15 protein-coding genes are annotated in these 17,574 nt (G+C 32.5%); 10 read left to right on the forward strand and 5 right to left on the reverse strand.

The window, feature by feature from the left end:
* Window positions 1-687 precede the first annotated feature (687 nt).
* From GQS07_RS12205 to GQS07_RS12220, 4 genes are all read left to right on the forward strand, one after another.
* A complete protein-coding gene (locus GQS07_RS12205) occupies window positions 688-1,548 on the forward strand; it encodes a helix-turn-helix domain-containing protein (RefSeq protein WP_158211063.1) in 861 nt (286 codons plus the stop codon).
* Between the two features lie 96 nt (window positions 1,549-1,644).
* Window positions 1,645-2,964 (forward strand): TolC family protein, encoded by a 1,320-nt coding sequence (locus GQS07_RS12210; protein WP_158211064.1) that lies wholly within the window; start codon window positions 1,645-1,647, stop codon window positions 2,962-2,964.
* A gap of 19 nt (window positions 2,965-2,983) precedes the next feature.
* The gene (locus GQS07_RS12215; RefSeq protein WP_158211065.1) at window positions 2,984-4,114 is read left to right on the forward strand and encodes an HlyD family secretion protein; all 1,131 of its coding nucleotides are present in this window, start codon (window positions 2,984-2,986) and stop codon (window positions 4,112-4,114) included.
* Between the two features lie 40 nt (window positions 4,115-4,154).
* Window positions 4,155-5,735: an MFS transporter gene (locus GQS07_RS12220; protein ID WP_158211066.1), complete on the forward strand. Its 1,581-nt coding sequence runs from the start codon at window positions 4,155-4,157 to the stop codon at window positions 5,733-5,735.
* Between the two features lie 86 nt (window positions 5,736-5,821).
* On the opposite strand, the gene GQS07_RS12225 is transcribed toward GQS07_RS12220, so the two are convergent.
* Complete coding sequence (locus tag GQS07_RS12225; protein ID WP_158211067.1) at window positions 5,822-6,589, reverse strand: sulfite exporter TauE/SafE family protein; 768 nt, start codon at window positions 6,587-6,589, stop codon at window positions 5,822-5,824.
* A gap of 282 nt (window positions 6,590-6,871) precedes the next feature.
* On the opposite strand from GQS07_RS12225, the gene GQS07_RS12230 reads away from it, so the two are divergent.
* From GQS07_RS12230 to GQS07_RS12250, 5 genes are read left to right on the forward strand one after another with little or no spacing between them, the layout of a single operon-like run.
* On the forward strand, window positions 6,872-7,207 hold the full coding sequence (locus tag GQS07_RS12230; protein WP_158211068.1) for a PadR family transcriptional regulator: 336 nt from the start codon (window positions 6,872-6,874) through the stop codon (window positions 7,205-7,207).
* A 30-nt stretch (window positions 7,208-7,237) separates the two neighbouring features.
* Complete coding sequence (locus GQS07_RS12235) at window positions 7,238-7,846, forward strand: hypothetical protein (RefSeq protein WP_158211069.1); 609 nt, start codon at window positions 7,238-7,240, stop codon at window positions 7,844-7,846.
* 11 nt (window positions 7,847-7,857) lie between these two features.
* Window positions 7,858-8,544, forward strand: a complete 687-nt coding sequence (locus tag GQS07_RS12240) for a hypothetical protein (protein WP_158211070.1) — start codon at window positions 7,858-7,860, stop codon at window positions 8,542-8,544.
* An 11-nt stretch (window positions 8,545-8,555) separates the two neighbouring features.
* Window positions 8,556-9,164, forward strand: coding sequence for a hypothetical protein (locus GQS07_RS12245; RefSeq protein WP_158211071.1), 609 nt, complete (start codon window positions 8,556-8,558; stop codon window positions 9,162-9,164).
* An 11-nt stretch (window positions 9,165-9,175) separates the two neighbouring features.
* Window positions 9,176-9,880 (forward strand): hypothetical protein, encoded by a 705-nt coding sequence (locus GQS07_RS12250; RefSeq protein WP_158211072.1) that lies wholly within the window; start codon window positions 9,176-9,178, stop codon window positions 9,878-9,880.
* Window positions 9,881-9,994: 114 nt separating this feature from the next.
* Here the strand turns inward: GQS07_RS12250 and GQS07_RS12255 are convergent, their stop codons facing one another.
* A complete protein-coding gene (locus tag GQS07_RS12255) occupies window positions 9,995-10,729 on the reverse strand; it encodes an MBL fold metallo-hydrolase (protein WP_158211073.1) in 735 nt (244 codons plus the stop codon).
* Window positions 10,730-11,098: 369 nt separating this feature from the next.
* On the opposite strand from GQS07_RS12255, the gene GQS07_RS12260 reads away from it, so the two are divergent.
* Window positions 11,099-11,665, forward strand: coding sequence for a thioredoxin family protein (locus GQS07_RS12260; protein WP_158211074.1), 567 nt, complete (start codon window positions 11,099-11,101; stop codon window positions 11,663-11,665).
* An 89-nt stretch (window positions 11,666-11,754) separates the two neighbouring features.
* On the opposite strand, the gene GQS07_RS12265 is transcribed toward GQS07_RS12260, so the two are convergent.
* The 3 genes from GQS07_RS12265 to GQS07_RS12275 form a co-directional block, all read right to left on the reverse strand.
* Window positions 11,755-14,934: a DUF3427 domain-containing protein gene (locus tag GQS07_RS12265; protein ID WP_233269277.1), complete on the reverse strand. Its 3,180-nt coding sequence runs from the start codon at window positions 14,932-14,934 to the stop codon at window positions 11,755-11,757.
* A gap of 196 nt (window positions 14,935-15,130) precedes the next feature.
* Window positions 15,131-16,183, reverse strand: coding sequence for a hypothetical protein (locus tag GQS07_RS12270; RefSeq protein ID WP_158211075.1), 1,053 nt, complete (start codon window positions 16,181-16,183; stop codon window positions 15,131-15,133).
* A gap of 143 nt (window positions 16,184-16,326) precedes the next feature.
* Complete coding sequence (locus tag GQS07_RS12275) at window positions 16,327-17,547, reverse strand: hypothetical protein (RefSeq protein ID WP_158211076.1); 1,221 nt, start codon at window positions 17,545-17,547, stop codon at window positions 16,327-16,329.
* Window positions 17,548-17,574 lie beyond the last annotated feature (27 nt).

Here is a 17,574-nt window from a genome sequence, read left to right on the forward strand (position 1 = left end):
TGCTTTCCCAAAAATTGGTATCTGTATTCAATAGAGCTCTACTCTTTTATATGTCGATAATTACAAAGTAAATAAGACATTCTATTTCTATTTTTTCACCCTTAAGACACACAATTCTCATTGAGTCACAATTTAAATTATGTAAAATCACATTTTATGAATAATTAACAATATCACTTATATAAGACCTGCACAACAGAACCTTTCTACAAGAGGTTTTTTATATTTAAATATTACCAATAAAACATCTATTTAACTAAGAATACGATAATTCCATAAAAACACAACTCATTGGAAATTATTTTATTAACCCAATTTTACAATAGCACATATTGCGTTCTAAAAATGCCTGCAAATATAATAACTACATAGCTTTATAACCATATCCTAAAATAAATTTCACAGTAAAAAAGATAGATTATTCAATTAAAAAACACATACTTAACCAAAAACAAGGTTTGAACTTTTCTTACCACTTGCTATTTTTTGTTAAAAAAAACTCATTTACTGTTAAACACTCCTTATATGACTCTTTACTTACACGAATAAATCACAAAAAACATCTTGTTATTGGATACATAAATCTTATTCTAATTGAATATTAAGGAAGAGAATTGGATTATGTATTAAGTCAACCTACCCATTTTTTTTGGTAACTTGCAATACTTAATTTCAATTCATCTTACTTTGAAAAACGCAGATTCAAATACAAATAATCCCTTCTTAGAAGTAGCAGTAAATGACGAGAAAACTATCTTTGATATTGTTCCTATTGGTCACCCTTACCGCCCTATTCGATCGTCGATTTTATTTGTAAAAAAGGGTCGTCTATTATTCAAAGAACAGATTACAGAAATTGAAGCAACGGCAAATACAATCATTCTTTTTGACAAGAAATACGTGTACGAAACCATTGAGATGAGTGATGATATAGAGCTAAGATTAGTAAGCTACAACTTGGAGTTTATCCAAAAAATAGCACTTAAACTCAACAAGCTTAAAGTATATGACAACTTAAAAAGACAGCTAAAAAGAAGCTTTACTACAACTCCTGGAGAATTGGAATTGTTCTGGCAAAACATTCGTATGCTTAACTATTATATCAAAAACTTCAACAATATCGAGTATGCAAGAGAGATTGTTGAAAACTACTTTAATATTGTTTTATATCACCTTGTTAGTATTACCTCTCCTAAACAACACGACAGTTTAAGTCAGATGACTACCCAACAAGCTATAGCTTATAACTTCCTTATTTTGGTGTCCGAAAACTATTTACGCGATAAAACAGTGCAGTTCTACGCAGATCAACTCCGTATATCTATACGCCATTTAAGCACTGTCGTTAAAGAGATTACAAATAAAACTCCAAACGAGATTATAGGCGAGTTTATTCTAAACGAGGCTAAAGCACAATTGTCAAGTACAACAAATCCAATCAGAGAAATTGCTGAATTGCTCAAATTTAGCGATCAATACGCTTTTGCTCACTTCTTTAAAAGACATCTTAACATTAGCCCGACTCAATATCGAGCGCAGTTTAAATAAACAAAATAATACTTTCAAACATCTTTATCCGTTTTTTAATCATTTTACAAAGTATAGCTACAGCCTAACTTTGCATTCTTAAAATGATTAGAGAAAATGAAATATTCCCTGCGTAAATGCTTCTATGGAATAAGTGCTCTTTTATTATCGTCTGGTATTTCTTATGCCCAAAACGGAGTAAAAGAACTTACTATTGAGGAAGTTATACAACTTGCTCTTGAAAATCACCAACAACTAAAAGTTAACGAAAAGAATAAAGAATTTGCTACTCAGCAAACGAAGGTTGTTAGACAACAACGCCTTCCAAACCTTACAGCATCTGCTACTGCTGCCTATATTGGTGATGTACAGATATTAGACAAGGACTTCAGTAAGGTTATGACAAAAGATATGCCACATTTTGGAAATTCTTATGCTATACAGGCTTCGGAGCTATTATACAAAGGTGGTTTGATTAACAAGTCTATCGAAATGTCTGAAATGCGTGAGCAACTGACGAATCTCGACTTCGAAAAGGACCAGCAAGCTATTAAGTTTCTTGTAATATCTAACTATTTGGATATATACAAATTGGTAAATCAAGAACAGGTTTACCAAAACAATAAAAGACTGGCTAATATTCGCTTAGAAAATGTTACTCGCTTTTACAAAGAAGGTATGATGACCAGAAACGAGGTTATCCGTGGTGAATTGGCTTTGCAAAACATTGACCAAGCATTGTTAGTAGTAAATAACAATACCGCTATCCTAAACTACAACTTAGCGTTTGCATTAGGATTACAACCGAATACAACCTTTATCCCAGTGAGTGATGTAAACAATAAAGCATTAGAAGGTGACTTTTCTTACTATCTGCAATTGGCTTATGAAAACCACCCTATGTTGGCTATGGCACAGAAAAGCGTAGAGTTGGCACAAAAGAAAATTGAGGTAGCTAAAACAGATAGATACCCAGCACTTGCCGCAGTTGGTGGATATAATATGACAAGACCTATAACAACGGTAAACCCTGTAATGGATATGTATTCTAATGCTTGGCAGGTTGGTGTTTCTCTTAGCTATAGCTTAGACAACCTATACAAGACAAAAGGAAAAGTGAAATTGGAAGAAATACACAAATCTCATGCAGATGAATCACTTATCTTATTATTACAAAACATAGAAATGGGTGTGAATGCTGCTTATACCAAATATCAAGAGGCTGTTCAAAACGCTAATCTATTGAAAAAGAGCCAACACTTAGCTCAAGAAAACTACCGCATTATTGAAGCTAAATACTTAAACCAGTTAGCAATTCAAGCCGAGATGACTGATGCTACAAATGCTAAGTTAGAAGCGGAATTACAATATGCTAATGCACAGATAAACGTATTGTTTCAATACTACAATTTAATCAAATCAACAGGAACACTTTAATTAATGTTTGCAATTACAAATGGAAAATAAAGACAACATAGAAACTCCAGAAGTACAGGAAACTCAAAAACCAGCTGCTGCTTCTTCCAATACAGGGATTAACCACAAACAAGAGATCGGTAAGAAATCGAAGATTATTATCATTAATGTAACTACTTTTCTGATTATCGCCTTGGCATTTTATTGGTTATTGACCAAGTACTTCCATATTGGCGACAAAGATTATACTGAATCTGCACAGGTTGAAGAATTTATAAACCCGATTAACACAAGGGTATCTGCATATATTAAAGAGATTAGATTCATTGAACACCAAAATGTAAAGAAAGGTGATACACTGGTTATTCTTGACAATCGCGAAATATTAACGCAAGTAGGACAAGCAGAAGCTGCATACGCAAGTGCATTGGCGGCAAAGCAAGTTACCTCATCTGCTATTCAAACGGTTTCGAACAATATTGCTGTTTTTGACTCTAATATAGAAGGAGCTAAAGCGAGATTGTGGAATGCGGAGCAAAATAGTAACCGATTTAAAAACTTACTGGAGGCTGAAGCTGTAACACAACAACAGTATGACCAAGTAAAAACAGAATACCAAGCGGCTAAAGCAGGATACGAGGCCTTGACAAAACAAAAAAGTACAACGCAACTTTCGGTTTCTGAAGTTCAAACGCGTTTAGCCTTAAATGATGCGGATATTCAACGTACTAAAGCAATGCTTGATATGGCTAAATTGAATCTTTCTTACACTGTTATTACTGCTCCTTATGATGGTACAATGGGGAGAAGATTAATCAACGAAGGCCAATTGCTTAACCCAAGTCAGCAAATCGGAACAATCGTTTTACACAACAACAAATGGGTTACTGCTAACTTCTTAGAGTCACAAATGCCAGATATTCAAATTGGAACTAAAATCAATATGAGTGCTGATGCACTTAGAGGACAAAGTTTTGAAGGGGTTGTAACAGCTATTTCAGCAGCAACTGGAGCAAGATATTCAAGTATGCCTACAGATAACTCAACGGGGAATTTCGTTAAAGTTCAACAGCGTATTCCTGTGCGTATTGAGTTTACAGATGCTAATAAAAAAGAAGATGTAGAAAGACTAAGAGCAGGGATGAATATGAATATCCAAGTAAAAGGATAACCCCCTCGCCTTTTGGTTTTTAATTAAAAATATAAAGTAAATGTATAATCAAGGATTATTTCACAATTGGGTTCCTAAACCTGTTATGCTCTTACTGATTATCCTGATTGCCTTAGTGTTCTTTTCTTTAAGCGGAATTTACACTACTAATATCACCTACTTAGTGGGTAGTACAGGGGCTATGTCAGAATACTATATGTGGGCAAACTATGCTAACGTAGTAGGAATGGGAACTGTAATGCCCTTGGTGATTCGTATCAAAGCAAGATTCAGAACTAAAGAGATACTTATCACTTCTTTGGTGAGCATCGCTTTTCTATTTACCATAATGGGTACAACCCACCAACCACAGGTTATTATTGGAGCTTCGTTCTTAGTGGGTATGTTTAAAATGCTGGGGATGATGGAGGTATTACTTCCTTTAATGTTCCTCTTGAGTAAAGGAGGAAATAGAGGATTGTTTTACAGCATATTTTACTCTGGAGTACTAATGGTTACCCAGCTATCAGGTTATCATATCGCTAAAGTCTCATACTACCTCAACTGGCAGTTTGGATACTTACAATACGCTGCTATGTGTTTAATTACTGCTTTAATCTGCGTAATCTTCCAACATAACCAACGCTTTATGAAAAAGGTACCCCTTTATTATATCGACTGGTTAAGTGTATTGTTGTATAATAGTTCGTTTATCATCTTAGGGTATATCCTATCCTTTGGAAAACAACAAGCTTGGTTCAATTCTGATAAAATAAAGTATGCCACAGCTACCTTTATCGTTTTGGCATTCTTGTTCTTTTTGAGACAACAACTATTAAAAAGACCATTCTTATCACTTAAAGCATTTAAGAAAAATAACGTAAGACACGCTATCTTGATGTTGTTCTTTTTAGGAATGTACTTAGCTACAACCAATATACAAAACATCTTTGCAGTGGGAGTTTTGGGATACAACCCCTTGACAAACGCCTCACTAAACGTAATGATGGTTCCTGGTTTACTTGTTGGTGCAATAGTATGTTACAAGTGGTTTAGCCGTCAGATACCTATCCGTATGCTTGCGTTCTCCGGATTTGCCTCGTTTATGATGTACACAGTAATTATGTACTTCTCAATGGTTCCTGAGTTCAACTATGAAAGCTGGCTATTGCCAATGTTCTTAAAAGGCTATGGTACGGGAGTATTGTTTATCGTAATCTGGTATTACGCTTTAGATAAATTAGATATTCCAAGCTTGTTGAGCTTGATTGGTTTCATCCTTTTATGGAGAACCTTCATCTCTTTAGGTATTTGTTCTTCTTTATTCAATTGGGTACAATACCAGCTACAATTACAAAGTTTAACCAACTTGGCTGTGTATTTTGACGACGCCTTACTGTTTAGACCTAATAATGGCATCAGTTTAAAAGCAGTGCAAGTAAACGCTGTATTAGCTGCAAACAAAACCTTATTTGGTTATATAAACATCGCAGGAGTGGGTATTTTACTCTATATTTTATTTCACCACTTTGGGCGTACAAGAGATATCAAAATGCGCTTTGGTTTAGATAAAATGGGCCGATTATTTATGAGTAAGAAAGACCAAGAATTAATAGAAAATCAACTTCCTATGGAAGACTAAAAATAACTTTTTTGTACTTTAGAAAAGCCCTGATCACTACGGTGTCAGGGCTTTTCGCTTTATATTATAGGAATAACTCGTGGGAGTTAAAACTCAAATACTTCATAACCAAATCTACAAATGGCAACAAACATAATAAACAAGAAGATATAACGTACCCATTGTTGTCCTTTCAAAATAGCCAACTTAGCACCACAGTATCCTCCTACTCCATTACATATCGCCATTGGAATTGCTATTTCCCATATAATCTGTCCTTTCAACATAAATAAACAAATACTTCCAAAATTGGTAGCAAGGTTAATCATCTTAGCATAAGCAGAGGCTTTAAAGAAATCAAAGCCAACTAAAAAGATGAACCCCATAATAAAGAATGTTCCTGTAGCTGGACCTATGAAACCATCGTAAAAGCCCACAAATAAAGCTATTATTATTCCGTATTTATACTTGTTCTTGTCTGTTACAGCACTTATACTTTTTCTTGCAAAGTCTTTTCGCACATACGTAAACACCCATAGTAATAACAGTATGCCAAACAAGAGCGGTTTCATAAAGTCATTATTGACGATAGTCAAGGTATAAGAACCAAGAAACGCACTCCCAAAGGATATAGCTGCTAATATTCCGAAGTACTTCCAGTTTATCTTAGCCTTTTTCAGATACTGCCTTACCGCCATTGCTGTTCCTGAGAAAGCCGGAATCTTCAATGACCCGATTACAGTCGATACTGGATAAGTAGGTAGTAATGCCAATCCTAACGGGGTTTGTATTAACCCACCTCCTCCTGCAATGGCATCTATAAAACCAGCACAGAAAGCTACAATACACAAGTAGAATAATATGTCTATTTCCATTTTTTTATCAAAACGCAAAGGTATATCGAAATGTTTATTCTACTCTTTTTTTATTCGTTTATTTCTTTTTCTGACTACGAGCAGTTGTGATGTATAGTGTCCTTATGTTTCCTCCTACTCCTTGATTTTAGTTAACAACAAGAATAATTAAGCAACTCAACCTGTTTGATATAGCTAACAGACCTCAATGTCCTACATCGATAATAATTGATTAAAAACAATACCTAAGTATTTGATGTATCAGTTTTATTTCTATATTTGCCATACATAAGAATCTTAAGTATGAAAAAGCAACAACAATTATACAAAGGAAGCCTCAGCGCAATTATAATGAAGTTATTGGAGCAAAACGGGCGAATGTACGGTTATGAGATTACGCAAAAAGTAAAAGAAGTTACCGCAGGTGAAATGAGTTTAACAGAAGGAGCACTATATCCTGCGCTACACAAATTGGAAGCAGATGGTTTCTTAGATGTTGAAATGGAACGCGTAGATGGCCGTGTGCGTAAATATTATAAGCTTACGGAGTCTGGGGTGAAGGAAACAGATAATAAGATGGAGGAACTGGAAAGTTTTATCCGAAATATGCAGAATATCGTCAACCTAAAATTGACATAATATTATTAAAAACCAACATTGCTATTAATTATGAAACGATTATCAGACATTCAAATACAACAAATAGAGCAACAATTAATTGACCAATACAACATTAAATACACAGAAACTCGCTGTGAGATAATTGATCACATCGCTTGTGAAATTGAAACTTTGATGCATAATGATGTTATCTACGCAGATGCATATAATATTACTTTTGACAAATGGGACAAAAGTTTAAAACCTCATCATTGGATTAGATATAATGATATGCCTTGGTTTTTAATTAAAACTTGGCTAAAAAGAGATTTGACATATTACGCCCTTACTGCTATAGCAGGTATAACATTGCCTCTCCTTTTATTAAATACTATTAGAGAGTATAATTTAAGTAGTCCTGTATTTGCCACTTTTATAGTTATTTCTTTTATCATCGCTACTTTAATTTATTATAGTCACAGAAAAAAAGAAAATTATCGTTTGAGTTTTCTTACAAAAAATGCAATTATGGATGCTATATTCACATTAGTGCTACTAATACGATTTAGCATCTCTACTAATGACTTATTGATGATATCATTAGCTTTTACAATGGCTTTGATGCAAGTGTATAATTTCATAGAAGCTAAAAAGATTAAAGTACACACTATTTCCTAACACCTCAGCTTATGACACAACTAACAGAACAGCAAGTACAGCAGATTCACCTTTTTGTGAAAAAGCACTATGTTGAACACTATGACGTAGAATTGGAGTTAGTAGATCACTTGGCTAATGGCATTGAGCAACAGTGGACTATAGACAACAATATCACTTTTGATAATGCCTTACAAATAGAGTTCAAGAAGTTTGGTGTATATGGGTTCTCTGATGTAGTTGAGTTAAAAGCACAAGCTTTAACATTGCAATACATAAAGAATCTCTTAAAGGAGATTAAACGCTATTTCAAATGGCATAGAATAGTTGTATCAATGGCATTATATAGTATTATCTATGCTCTACTAAAATATACAGCAATTTTTATACACACGCGAGATATAGCAGATATATTTATTCTATCAACACTTGTATTTAATATTATATGGGCAAGCATTGATGTCATTAAAACCAAACGAAAAAATAAAAGTGAAGGTAGAAAGTGGATATTAGACAAAGTAAAGTTTCAATTTATTGCTTTCCCTACCATTATCTTTTTCGTTTACTTTAGAATGGTTATCTCGATATTCCATCGTCAAACCTGGTTAGTTGCTTCAGCAATACTATTTATTATACTATGGTATTTTATTAGTGTATCTGTAATTTATCCAACGATTAACAACGAAAGAGAAGTCTTAAAAAAGAAATTAACTGCCTAACACCTCAGCTTATGACACAACTAACAGAAAAACAAGTACAGCAGATTGAGCAATTTTTAATTGACCATTACAAGATAAGATATGAAGATGCCCGTTATGAAGTACTTGATCATATCGCTTGTGATATTGAGGAACTAATATCTGAGGGGATAACATACACTGATGCATTTAAGACTACTTTTAATAAGTGGAACAAAAACTTAAATCCTCATCTTTGGGTACGTTATAATAATATTCCAAGATATTTGGCTAAGAATTGGTTTTGGAGAGATATTGCTTATCACACTTTAGCAATAATTGTAGGATTGCTTATTCCGTACATTTTTGCTAATACCATAACCAACTATAATTTAGCTAATTCACTATTTACAGTATCAGCCTTTTTATCTGTAGCGTTAAGTACAATTCTATTCTTTCAATATAGAAAAGTACAAAACTATCGCCTACGTTTTATTGCCAAAGAAGCACTTAGCTATGGTGGTATAGCTTTATTTTTGTTATTAATGTTTGGAACTAATGATATCAGTTATAAAATAATTCCTCTTATACTAATTATTGCATTTAATCAGAGCTACTACTTCATAGAAGCCAAAAAAATTAAAGTACACACTATTGCCTAACACCTTAGCTTATGACACAACTAACAGAACAACAAGTACAGCAGATTCACCTTTTTGTGAAAAAGCATTATGTTGAACACTATGACGTAGAATTGGAGTTAGTAGATCACTTGGCTAATGGTATTGAGCTACAGTGGACTATTGACAACAATATCACTTTTGATAATGCCTTACAAATTGAGTTCAAGAAGTTTGGCGTGTATGGCTTCTCTGATATTATAGAAGAAAAGACAAAACGACTAACGGGGAGTTATATAAAGCTACTATTTAAAACATTACTTGGCTTTTTTACCTTTCCGAGAATTGTATTGACCACTGCTTTATTTTTATTGTTATGCTTAATAGGTAAAGTATTTCCTAACAGTGCTGCTGAAATATATAGCAGTTTACTGATAATAACCTTTCTACTATATGTATTCGTTGGAATACAATGGCATTACGCTATCCGTAAATTGTGTCAAACCACAAATAAGAAGTTCCTTATTTCTTCTATTGCGATACAAGGATTCGGTCTACCTATTATAGGAGGAATGTTTACACCTTTTTTGACTGAATTATATCGCACTACAGAAAATAGTTCATTGCTTTTTCAAACTATTTTATACAGTTTTTTAATATTGGTTTTCGCACTATGCACCTTTATTACTACCTTTACAATCAGACCATTAATACGGAAAAACATAGAAGATACTATTCATAAATATAAACTAACCTAAAACTACTATTATGATTACTTTATTAACTGCTGTAATCAGGTATATGATCACATTAATCATGTCCCTTTTTTAGGATTAAAAAAAAGCGCCAACAGTATTGTTAGCGCTTTCTTTTTACTTATCTATTTCAAACGAATAACTCATCATATCCATATCGTGGTAAAACAATACAATCCATTGTTCTTCCTTTGCACGTACTTTCCAATCTTGGCGTAACTGCATAGCTCGTTTACCATCGTAATCACTCTTAAACGCAATATCAAAGTCTAAGTAATTTCGCTTTGGCAAATTATCTGCACCGTAAAAGTACGTATGCTTACCATCCTTCATCCAAAACACTTGCATATAAGGAGAATGTCCTCCAACAACCTCATAGGTGATATAATCATCTAAACGGCCTTGATCATCATCCATCCACACTATATTAGGTAAATCTAATACTTCCTCTAAAATATCGTAATCAAAAGAAATATCATCTTGTTGTCTTATAGCAAACTCTGCTTCGCGGCGTTGAATATAAATATCCGCATTAGGATAACGACATTCATATCCCGCATCAGTTTCTACTAACAAACCATTAATATGATCTTTGTGTAAATGTGATAAGTAAATGCGGTCTATAGTTAGAGGAGTTATCCCCTCTTTTGCTAAAATAGCATCTATGATATACTCACCGTTCTCATTATATCCAAGACCAACATCTAACAAGACGTTATACTCCTCTGTCATTACCAAAAACGGTTGCACTGCTAACTGAATCTCCGTCGTTAGTTGCTTGCCATTAATCAATAAAAAGTCCTTTATCTCATCTTCATAGAAGTCTCCTTCTTTACAGGGAATAATTCTCATAACACTATCTAATATTTGCTTTTACTGTCAAAGTTTACAAAGGTAATCTGCATAATGGAAATAACGTATATATTCACTTAATTTTATAAAAAAGTGCTTACGATAAAAATCTGTAGAATAAAACAAATCAAATATTTATGTCATTATAAATCTCATCCTTTTTAAATCTCATTTTACCACAAAAACAAATAAAACACTCATTTACAATTGTTTAAAATAAAATATCAGAACAGTTAGTACCATTTAATGACTAATTGATTAATATTTGTAAATATGAATAATAGGCAAAAAAACAATAGTAAAGAACGCCATTTTTAAATTATTTTATTACATTCACAACATCAAACAATATATAATTCAATCTTAATTATGAAAAAACTTATCATATCATCTATATTACTGACTGCTTTTTTATCACTTACAAGTTGTAAGAAAGAAGCAGAAGTAGAAAAAACGGAAACGGAAACAACTACAGCAGCAGTTGATAGTACTGAAGCTAAGCAGCAACAGGTAAATGAGGAGAAAGAACAACTTGCAAAGCCTTATAACGAAGAGGAAGATGCACAAGCAAAAATCAATGAATTAGTAGCTAAAGCAAAGATTGAAGGTAAGAATGTATTTGTACAAGCTGGAGGAAACTGGTGTATTTGGTGTTTGCGATTTAACGACTTCGTTCAAAAAAATGAGGAGTTGAAGACTGTTGTAGATGCAAATTACTTATACTACCACTTAAATTACTCTACAAAGAACAAGAACACAGAGGTATTTGAGAAATACGCTCCAAATGGTAAGAAATTAGGCTATCCGTTCTTCTTTGTTATCAATGGAGAGGGAGAAGTAACAAAAATCATCGGTTCTGGTGAGTTAGAATCAGAAAAGAGCTATGACTTACAAAAAGTAAAGCAAATGTTTTTAAATAACATTGCTAAGAAATAACAAAACAGCCACTCGATTGAGTGGCTGTTTTTGTTTTGTGGGTTGTGTATTGTAATTAAGAGATATATTTTCTTAGTTAAAGATAGGTGTTAACCGATTCTTAGTTTTAAAACCTCTTTCCACATATAATTAGGGATAGGCTCCTCTAACTTCCAAGTAATAGACATAGGTTTAGATCCATAGTAATCTTTAAATTTCACAAGTCCTAAAAATACATAACCTTGCGTATTTTTATACATATCATTCTTCCCTTCTCTAACAAATAATGCAATCTTTTTTTCTTTCTGTATTTGTTCTATATAAGAAACTCCTTTTGGAGAAGTATCAGCTGTATTGTTTTGAGACTGCCAATGAAATAAGTTTTCATTAATTGCATAATCATCATACATTGTAGTTGGCGAGAAGTCCTCTTCACTCTTTTGTAGATTTACAAATAATAACTCTGTATTTAATTCCTTATTTTCAGTGACACCTTCTCTACTCGAACTCTTTTTATCAATTGTACTTAACCTAAAAGCGGCTAATATCTGATCCCTTGTATAACGTGCGTGTATTTTAAGAGGCAGTGTATAAGTTAATCCTACAACAGGTTTCTCCTCAAAACTAATATTAGATATTTTATACTCTAAATAAGCCGCCATTTCATTAAGCATCATCTTATTCTGACCAATTATATTCATAGATTCCTGAATACTAAAAGACACTTTATTATCTTGCCAGAAATCATAATGAAGCATCAGAGCCATGTAATAATTTTCATCCGTTTGAGGTAACGCATTATAATTAAAATCAACAGCAATCAATCTCATAATAAATGAAAAGTACGAGAAAGATTCTGTTACATTCCATTTATTTTTAAACATACTTCTATATCTATCTAAATTAAGCTCTTCTATTTCACCTCCAATAGCTTCTTTACATAACACAGAAAAAAGATCTGTCTTATATAACATTTTTAATTCAATATTATAAAACTCCAGAAAGTTAGCAAGAGTTAATGGTTTATTTGTATGTTCACCAAACTGTCTAATTTTTTGCAATAGCTTTCTTCTATTTAAGTTTATCGCCTGGCTAATATTATTTAGAATATATTCTTTTGCTTGCTTCTCTAAAATAATAGAGCATCCCAGAGGTAAATGAGGAAACTCTTGTTCTATTTCTTGTAATACTGTAGTATTTGTCTTGCCTACTAATGCTCTAAATTTATTCTCAAAATCATACTCTGATCGGGCATTCCCAACAAAATCAAGTACCGATAAAACTTCTTTATTTTCATTCAATCTTAAACCTCTTCCTAACTGCTGTAAGAAAATTGTCAAGCTTTCTGTTGGCCTTAAAAAAAGAACGGTATCTATCTCAGGTACATCAATACCTTCATTGAATATATCAACTACAAATAAATAATTTATCTCTTTTCTTCTTAACTTTCCTATTAATTCTTCTCTTTGACTACTATTATCTGATGTCAAATATGCAGATTTAATTCCCTTTGCCTGAAATTTATTATGCATAAACTCTGCATGTGCTTTGCTTACACAAAATCCAAGAGCTGTAACTGATTTTACACCTTGTGTATATTTATCTATATTAGATAAAATCTCTCCAACACGGATATCATTTGCAGTATAAATATTAGTCAACTCTGCAATATCATACTTACCATTTTTCCAAACAACATTTGTTAAATCAATACTATCAGATATAGCAAAATACTGAAAAGGACAAAGTAATTTATTATTTAAAGCATCTGGTAAGCGAATCTCTGCTGCTATTCGGAAATTAAAATCTTCTAAAATATTACCTCCATCCATACGTTCAGGAGTTGCCGTTAATCCCAATAATATAGTAGGTGTCAAATATTTTATTACAGATTGATATGTGCTTGCTTTTGCATGATGTACCTCATCAAAAACAACATAATCATAGTAGTTTGAAGCTATTTCTCCTTTTTCAATACTATTATAAAGTGTTTGAATAGTAGCAAAAACAAAACGTTTATTTTGAACAGTATATCCATCACCTAATAATTCACCCAAATTTTGATCTCTTAATACTTGTCTAAAAGTTGTACGTGCTTGCTTTAAAATATCTATTCTATGAGCTATAAATAACATCTTAGTATTTGGATTCTCACTGTAATAACTTTTAAAATCAAATGCAGCAATCATAGTTTTACCGGTGCCTGTGGCAGCAACAACTAAATTCTTATAAGATTGATGCGTAGAGCGTTCTACACGTAGTTTTTCCAAAATATCCTTTTGGTAATAATAAGGTTTGATGTCAAAAAAGGCAATGTTTTCTTGTTGATCACTTTTGCCTATTTTACTACGCTTTAAAGCACTATCTACCTTCTCATAATCTTCATCTCCTTTATAGACTTCAAATTCTTCATTATTCCAATAAGTATCAAAAGTTTTCTGAAATTTATCAATGATGTGAGGTATTTCAGTCGTTGTAACTTTTACATTCCACTCCAATCCATCAGTCAAAGCAGTTCGTGAAAAGTTAGAAGAACCTATATATGCAGTATGAAATCCAGTCTTTCTATAAAACAAATATGCCTTAGCATGCAAGCGTTCGTTACCTGTATTAAAAGATACCTTTACTGTAGTATTGGGCAATTCAGCTAATTCTTTAATAGCTTTAGCATCCGTAGCTCCCATATAAGTAGTAGTAATAACTCGCAATTGCCCACCATTACGAGTAAATTCCTCTAATGCTGGTCTTAATAAAACAATAGCTTTCCACTTGATAAATGAAACTAACAGGTCAATACGATCTGAGGAAAGAATTTCTTTTTTCAACTCACCATCCAACGATAAGCCAAGATTACCTCCAGTAAATAATTCACTCTGTGTTAATCTTGAAACTGGAGTAATTTGCTTTAATCGTAGAGACAAATCTGAATAATCGGTATTTATCTTATCTAATACTCCTGTCAATATACTTCCTTCTGCTGTTAGTATATCTTCTGTAAAATCATACGTTTCTATTTCCTTATGCAAATAAGTCAATAGCTTGTTTACAATTTCAATTTGATGAGAAAGTAATGACTCCTTTTTAATTCCTTTAATTACATCAAAAGCATTCTCCATAGCTTTAGAGAAGTGTTGCGTTAAATAGAAAGTTGCCTCTTCTAAATCTAATTGCTTACTCGCTATATAATATTTATCTTGATTTAATTGTTGTAGCTTGTTTGCTAATGCTTGTGTAATCAAGCCTTCATATATTCCTTGTTGCATTACTTTCTGATGGGATGTTAAGGTCATAAATATTCCTTCTATTGGAATAGCTTACTAAATTAAGATAAATGATTTTAGTATGGAAGAAATTATAAAGTGAAACCACCACATTCGAGATTTGATATTTCTAAGAGACTATCTTGATTTTTAGTTACTTTAAACTAAAAATCCCCTAAACGTAATTAAAATTCAGGGGATTATCTATCTCTTCAAGGTTTATATATTATAAACTATTATACCATTCTTCTAGTTTTACTCTATTATCTTTTTCGTACCAATGATTACAAAGTAAATACTCTTTCTTATTAAAACTATATGTTTTTTTCAAATAATATCTTGCTCTGCCTTTTTCATCAAAAGCATCATTCTTATCCCCACTATCTTCTTTTAAAACAGGAAAATTGATATTAAAAAGATCTTTTGATATATCCTTATCAAGTAATTTATTTACAACTTCTTGAGTAAGTTTGTTTTCCAATTCTAACTCTTTAAAAATATTCTGAACATAAACACCAATTTTTAGATTTGTTGCTTTTGTAAATTCTCCAGAAGAACTATTTAACTTATTAACTTTTAGTAAATTATCAACAACATCTTTTTTATCATTATTTAATAATCCAAATAAATTTAATAGTTTAGTACTTCTAGCAAATAATTCATTTGAATCTGAATTTTCATTTATTATTTCAAGTACAGGCTCTACAATAAAGTTTTTAAAATCTTCCCCACAATATACTTTGAAATTAAATTCTCCCCCTTCAATAGCATTATTAAAATGTTTTGCTACATCTAAAGCAGTTTGCTTTATATCACTTTCATGCATTATAGGAACTTTTGGTGTTGCAAAAATAATTTCACCTTTCTTAACACCTAATAATTGATATAAGCTAAAAGCCGTACGAATCATTTTTTTTCTTAGCCTTGATTTTGTTTCTTCAATTTTCCCGTAATTTAATCCACCTTCATGAAAAGCAATATCAACTGCATAAATACTATCAACGATTAAAACTCTATCATCATTTAAAATCATTTTTATTCCTAAACAATCTACTTCCCCTTGTTTAATCATTTGCGTTGATTTCTGATTTTTAGAAATAAAAGTCAACTCATCTTCTTTAAAAGATTTTTTTAAACTATTAAACATCTTCTCAATTACTCTTGGCTCTATAGAAGTTTCCCATAATGACGATATCTTCCAATTCTCTTGTACTATTTGACATCCGTTTACATGCTTTAACCATGATGAAACCAATGACTCACCTATTTCAATTTTCATATTCTATTTTATTTAAAATTATTAACTCTTAAAACCGATAATTTCATTTCAAAACAACGACAAAATTATCTAATACTAAACATACTCATTTATATCCTTTCACTCATCAAAAATTACTCCAAACACCACATTCTCTGAGTAAACTACCCCCTCTCTACATAAATCTTTCCAACAAACCACTCCTCTAACGGATTAAGCATAAACTCATCCCATTGCTTACTAATCACAAACCATCTGTCCGCTAATAACTCAATTGGCTCTGCAAAGAAGTCAGCCGACAAAGCAATGATATCCCCTTCCTGTAAACCCGTTACTTCCTTAATCGCTAAAGTATCATTCCACAAAACATCAGCACAAAATGTAGCACTACTCAACTCACAAATATCTTGTTCTGTAAGTACCTTTTCGTTTGCTAAATCAGCAAAAATATACTTCGCAACCTCTGGCACGGGCAAATCTCTAAACAATAATAATTTCTTTAAAAGAGCAATATCCTCCGGGCGATGCTCCTCTTGTTCTGCTTCACCTGTATCAAAATAACCAATGTATAAATCCGGAAAACTTGCACATACTACAACATCGTACAAATCGTCAAAAAGTCCACTCTGAATTTCATTAAAAGTCTCCTCACGCTCAATCTGTTGATTCAAATCTTTACAATAAACCGCAATATCCTCTGCTGTTAGGGTATTAGCAGAGAACTCGCCACTACTCAAATAGGGATTACAGATAAAATAGGTGCCCACTAAATTGGTTGTCTTTACAAAATCATCCATTAATGCATCGTCAGTAACAATCCCTTTGATCTGATAAACCTTGTGCCCACTCTTCGTGTATTCTACAAACTCAAAATCGTAGCCATACCAAGGAGAGTCAGCATTCATCCCATAAAACCCCATAAAAAGAGCTACAGTCCAATTACTGGCAATTATAACTTTAGGCTTAATAACCTCCTCGATTAACTTCTGGGTAACATTTAATTGATCTATCAAAAAGATACGACCATCTAAATCATCTAACAATACTTGCAACAAGTCTAAGCTATTGTTTTCACGATGATAAAACAGGTCGGTATAAGCGATGTGAGGTGCAAAATCAAGCTGAGAATCTGCTGACTGCAACATATCAGTAACCCTTGTGAAGTAAGGGTTGTATTTATATTCTGTGGTTGGATTCTTGCGATAAGTAAACTTAACAGGTCCGGGAACTGAAGAATCATTGTAAGTTGGATTTAACCCCAACACCAATATATCTTTTTGTTTGTCGTTAGCACAAAAACAGTACTTGCGCTGCTTCACAACTTCCGGAATACCTAATATTTCGCTATTCTGCCACACATGGCTAACTAATCGTTGAATATCCATAACAACTATCTTTTGGGTTATAGAACA

It is taken from the genome of Myroides phaeus (genome assembly GCF_009799805.1).
Classification (GTDB): Bacteria; Bacteroidota; Bacteroidia; order Flavobacteriales; family Flavobacteriaceae; genus Flavobacterium; species Flavobacterium phaeum_A.

Coding starts and splice junctions, on each gene's coding strand:
- GQS07_RS12275 (WP_158211076.1), bottom strand. CDS start 17,547: ATGGATATTCAACGATTAGTTAGCCATGTGTGGCAGAATAGCGAAATA.
- GQS07_RS12270 (WP_158211075.1), bottom strand. CDS start 16,183: ATGAAAATTGAAATAGGTGAGTCATTGGTTTCATCATGGTTAAAGCAT.
- GQS07_RS12260 (WP_158211074.1), top strand. CDS start 11,099: ATGAAAAAACTTATCATATCATCTATATTACTGACTGCTTTTTTATCA.
- GQS07_RS12235 (WP_158211069.1), top strand. CDS start 7,238: ATGAAACGATTATCAGACATTCAAATACAACAAATAGAGCAACAATTA.
- GQS07_RS12220 (WP_158211066.1), top strand. CDS start 4,155: ATGTATAATCAAGGATTATTTCACAATTGGGTTCCTAAACCTGTTATG.
- GQS07_RS12255 (WP_158211073.1), bottom strand. CDS start 10,729: ATGAGAATTATTCCCTGTAAAGAAGGAGACTTCTATGAAGATGAGATA.
- GQS07_RS12250 (WP_158211072.1), top strand. CDS start 9,176: ATGACACAACTAACAGAACAACAAGTACAGCAGATTCACCTTTTTGTG.
- GQS07_RS12245 (WP_158211071.1), top strand. CDS start 8,556: ATGACACAACTAACAGAAAAACAAGTACAGCAGATTGAGCAATTTTTA.
- GQS07_RS12230 (WP_158211068.1), top strand. CDS start 6,872: ATGAAAAAGCAACAACAATTATACAAAGGAAGCCTCAGCGCAATTATA.
- GQS07_RS12215 (WP_158211065.1), top strand. CDS start 2,984: ATGGAAAATAAAGACAACATAGAAACTCCAGAAGTACAGGAAACTCAA.
- GQS07_RS12210 (WP_158211064.1), top strand. CDS start 1,645: ATGAAATATTCCCTGCGTAAATGCTTCTATGGAATAAGTGCTCTTTTA.
- GQS07_RS12225 (WP_158211067.1), bottom strand. CDS start 6,589: ATGGAAATAGACATATTATTCTACTTGTGTATTGTAGCTTTCTGTGCT.
- GQS07_RS12240 (WP_158211070.1), top strand. CDS start 7,858: ATGACACAACTAACAGAACAGCAAGTACAGCAGATTCACCTTTTTGTG.
- GQS07_RS12265 (WP_233269277.1), bottom strand. CDS start 14,934: ATGACCTTAACATCCCATCAGAAAGTAATGCAACAAGGAATATATGAA.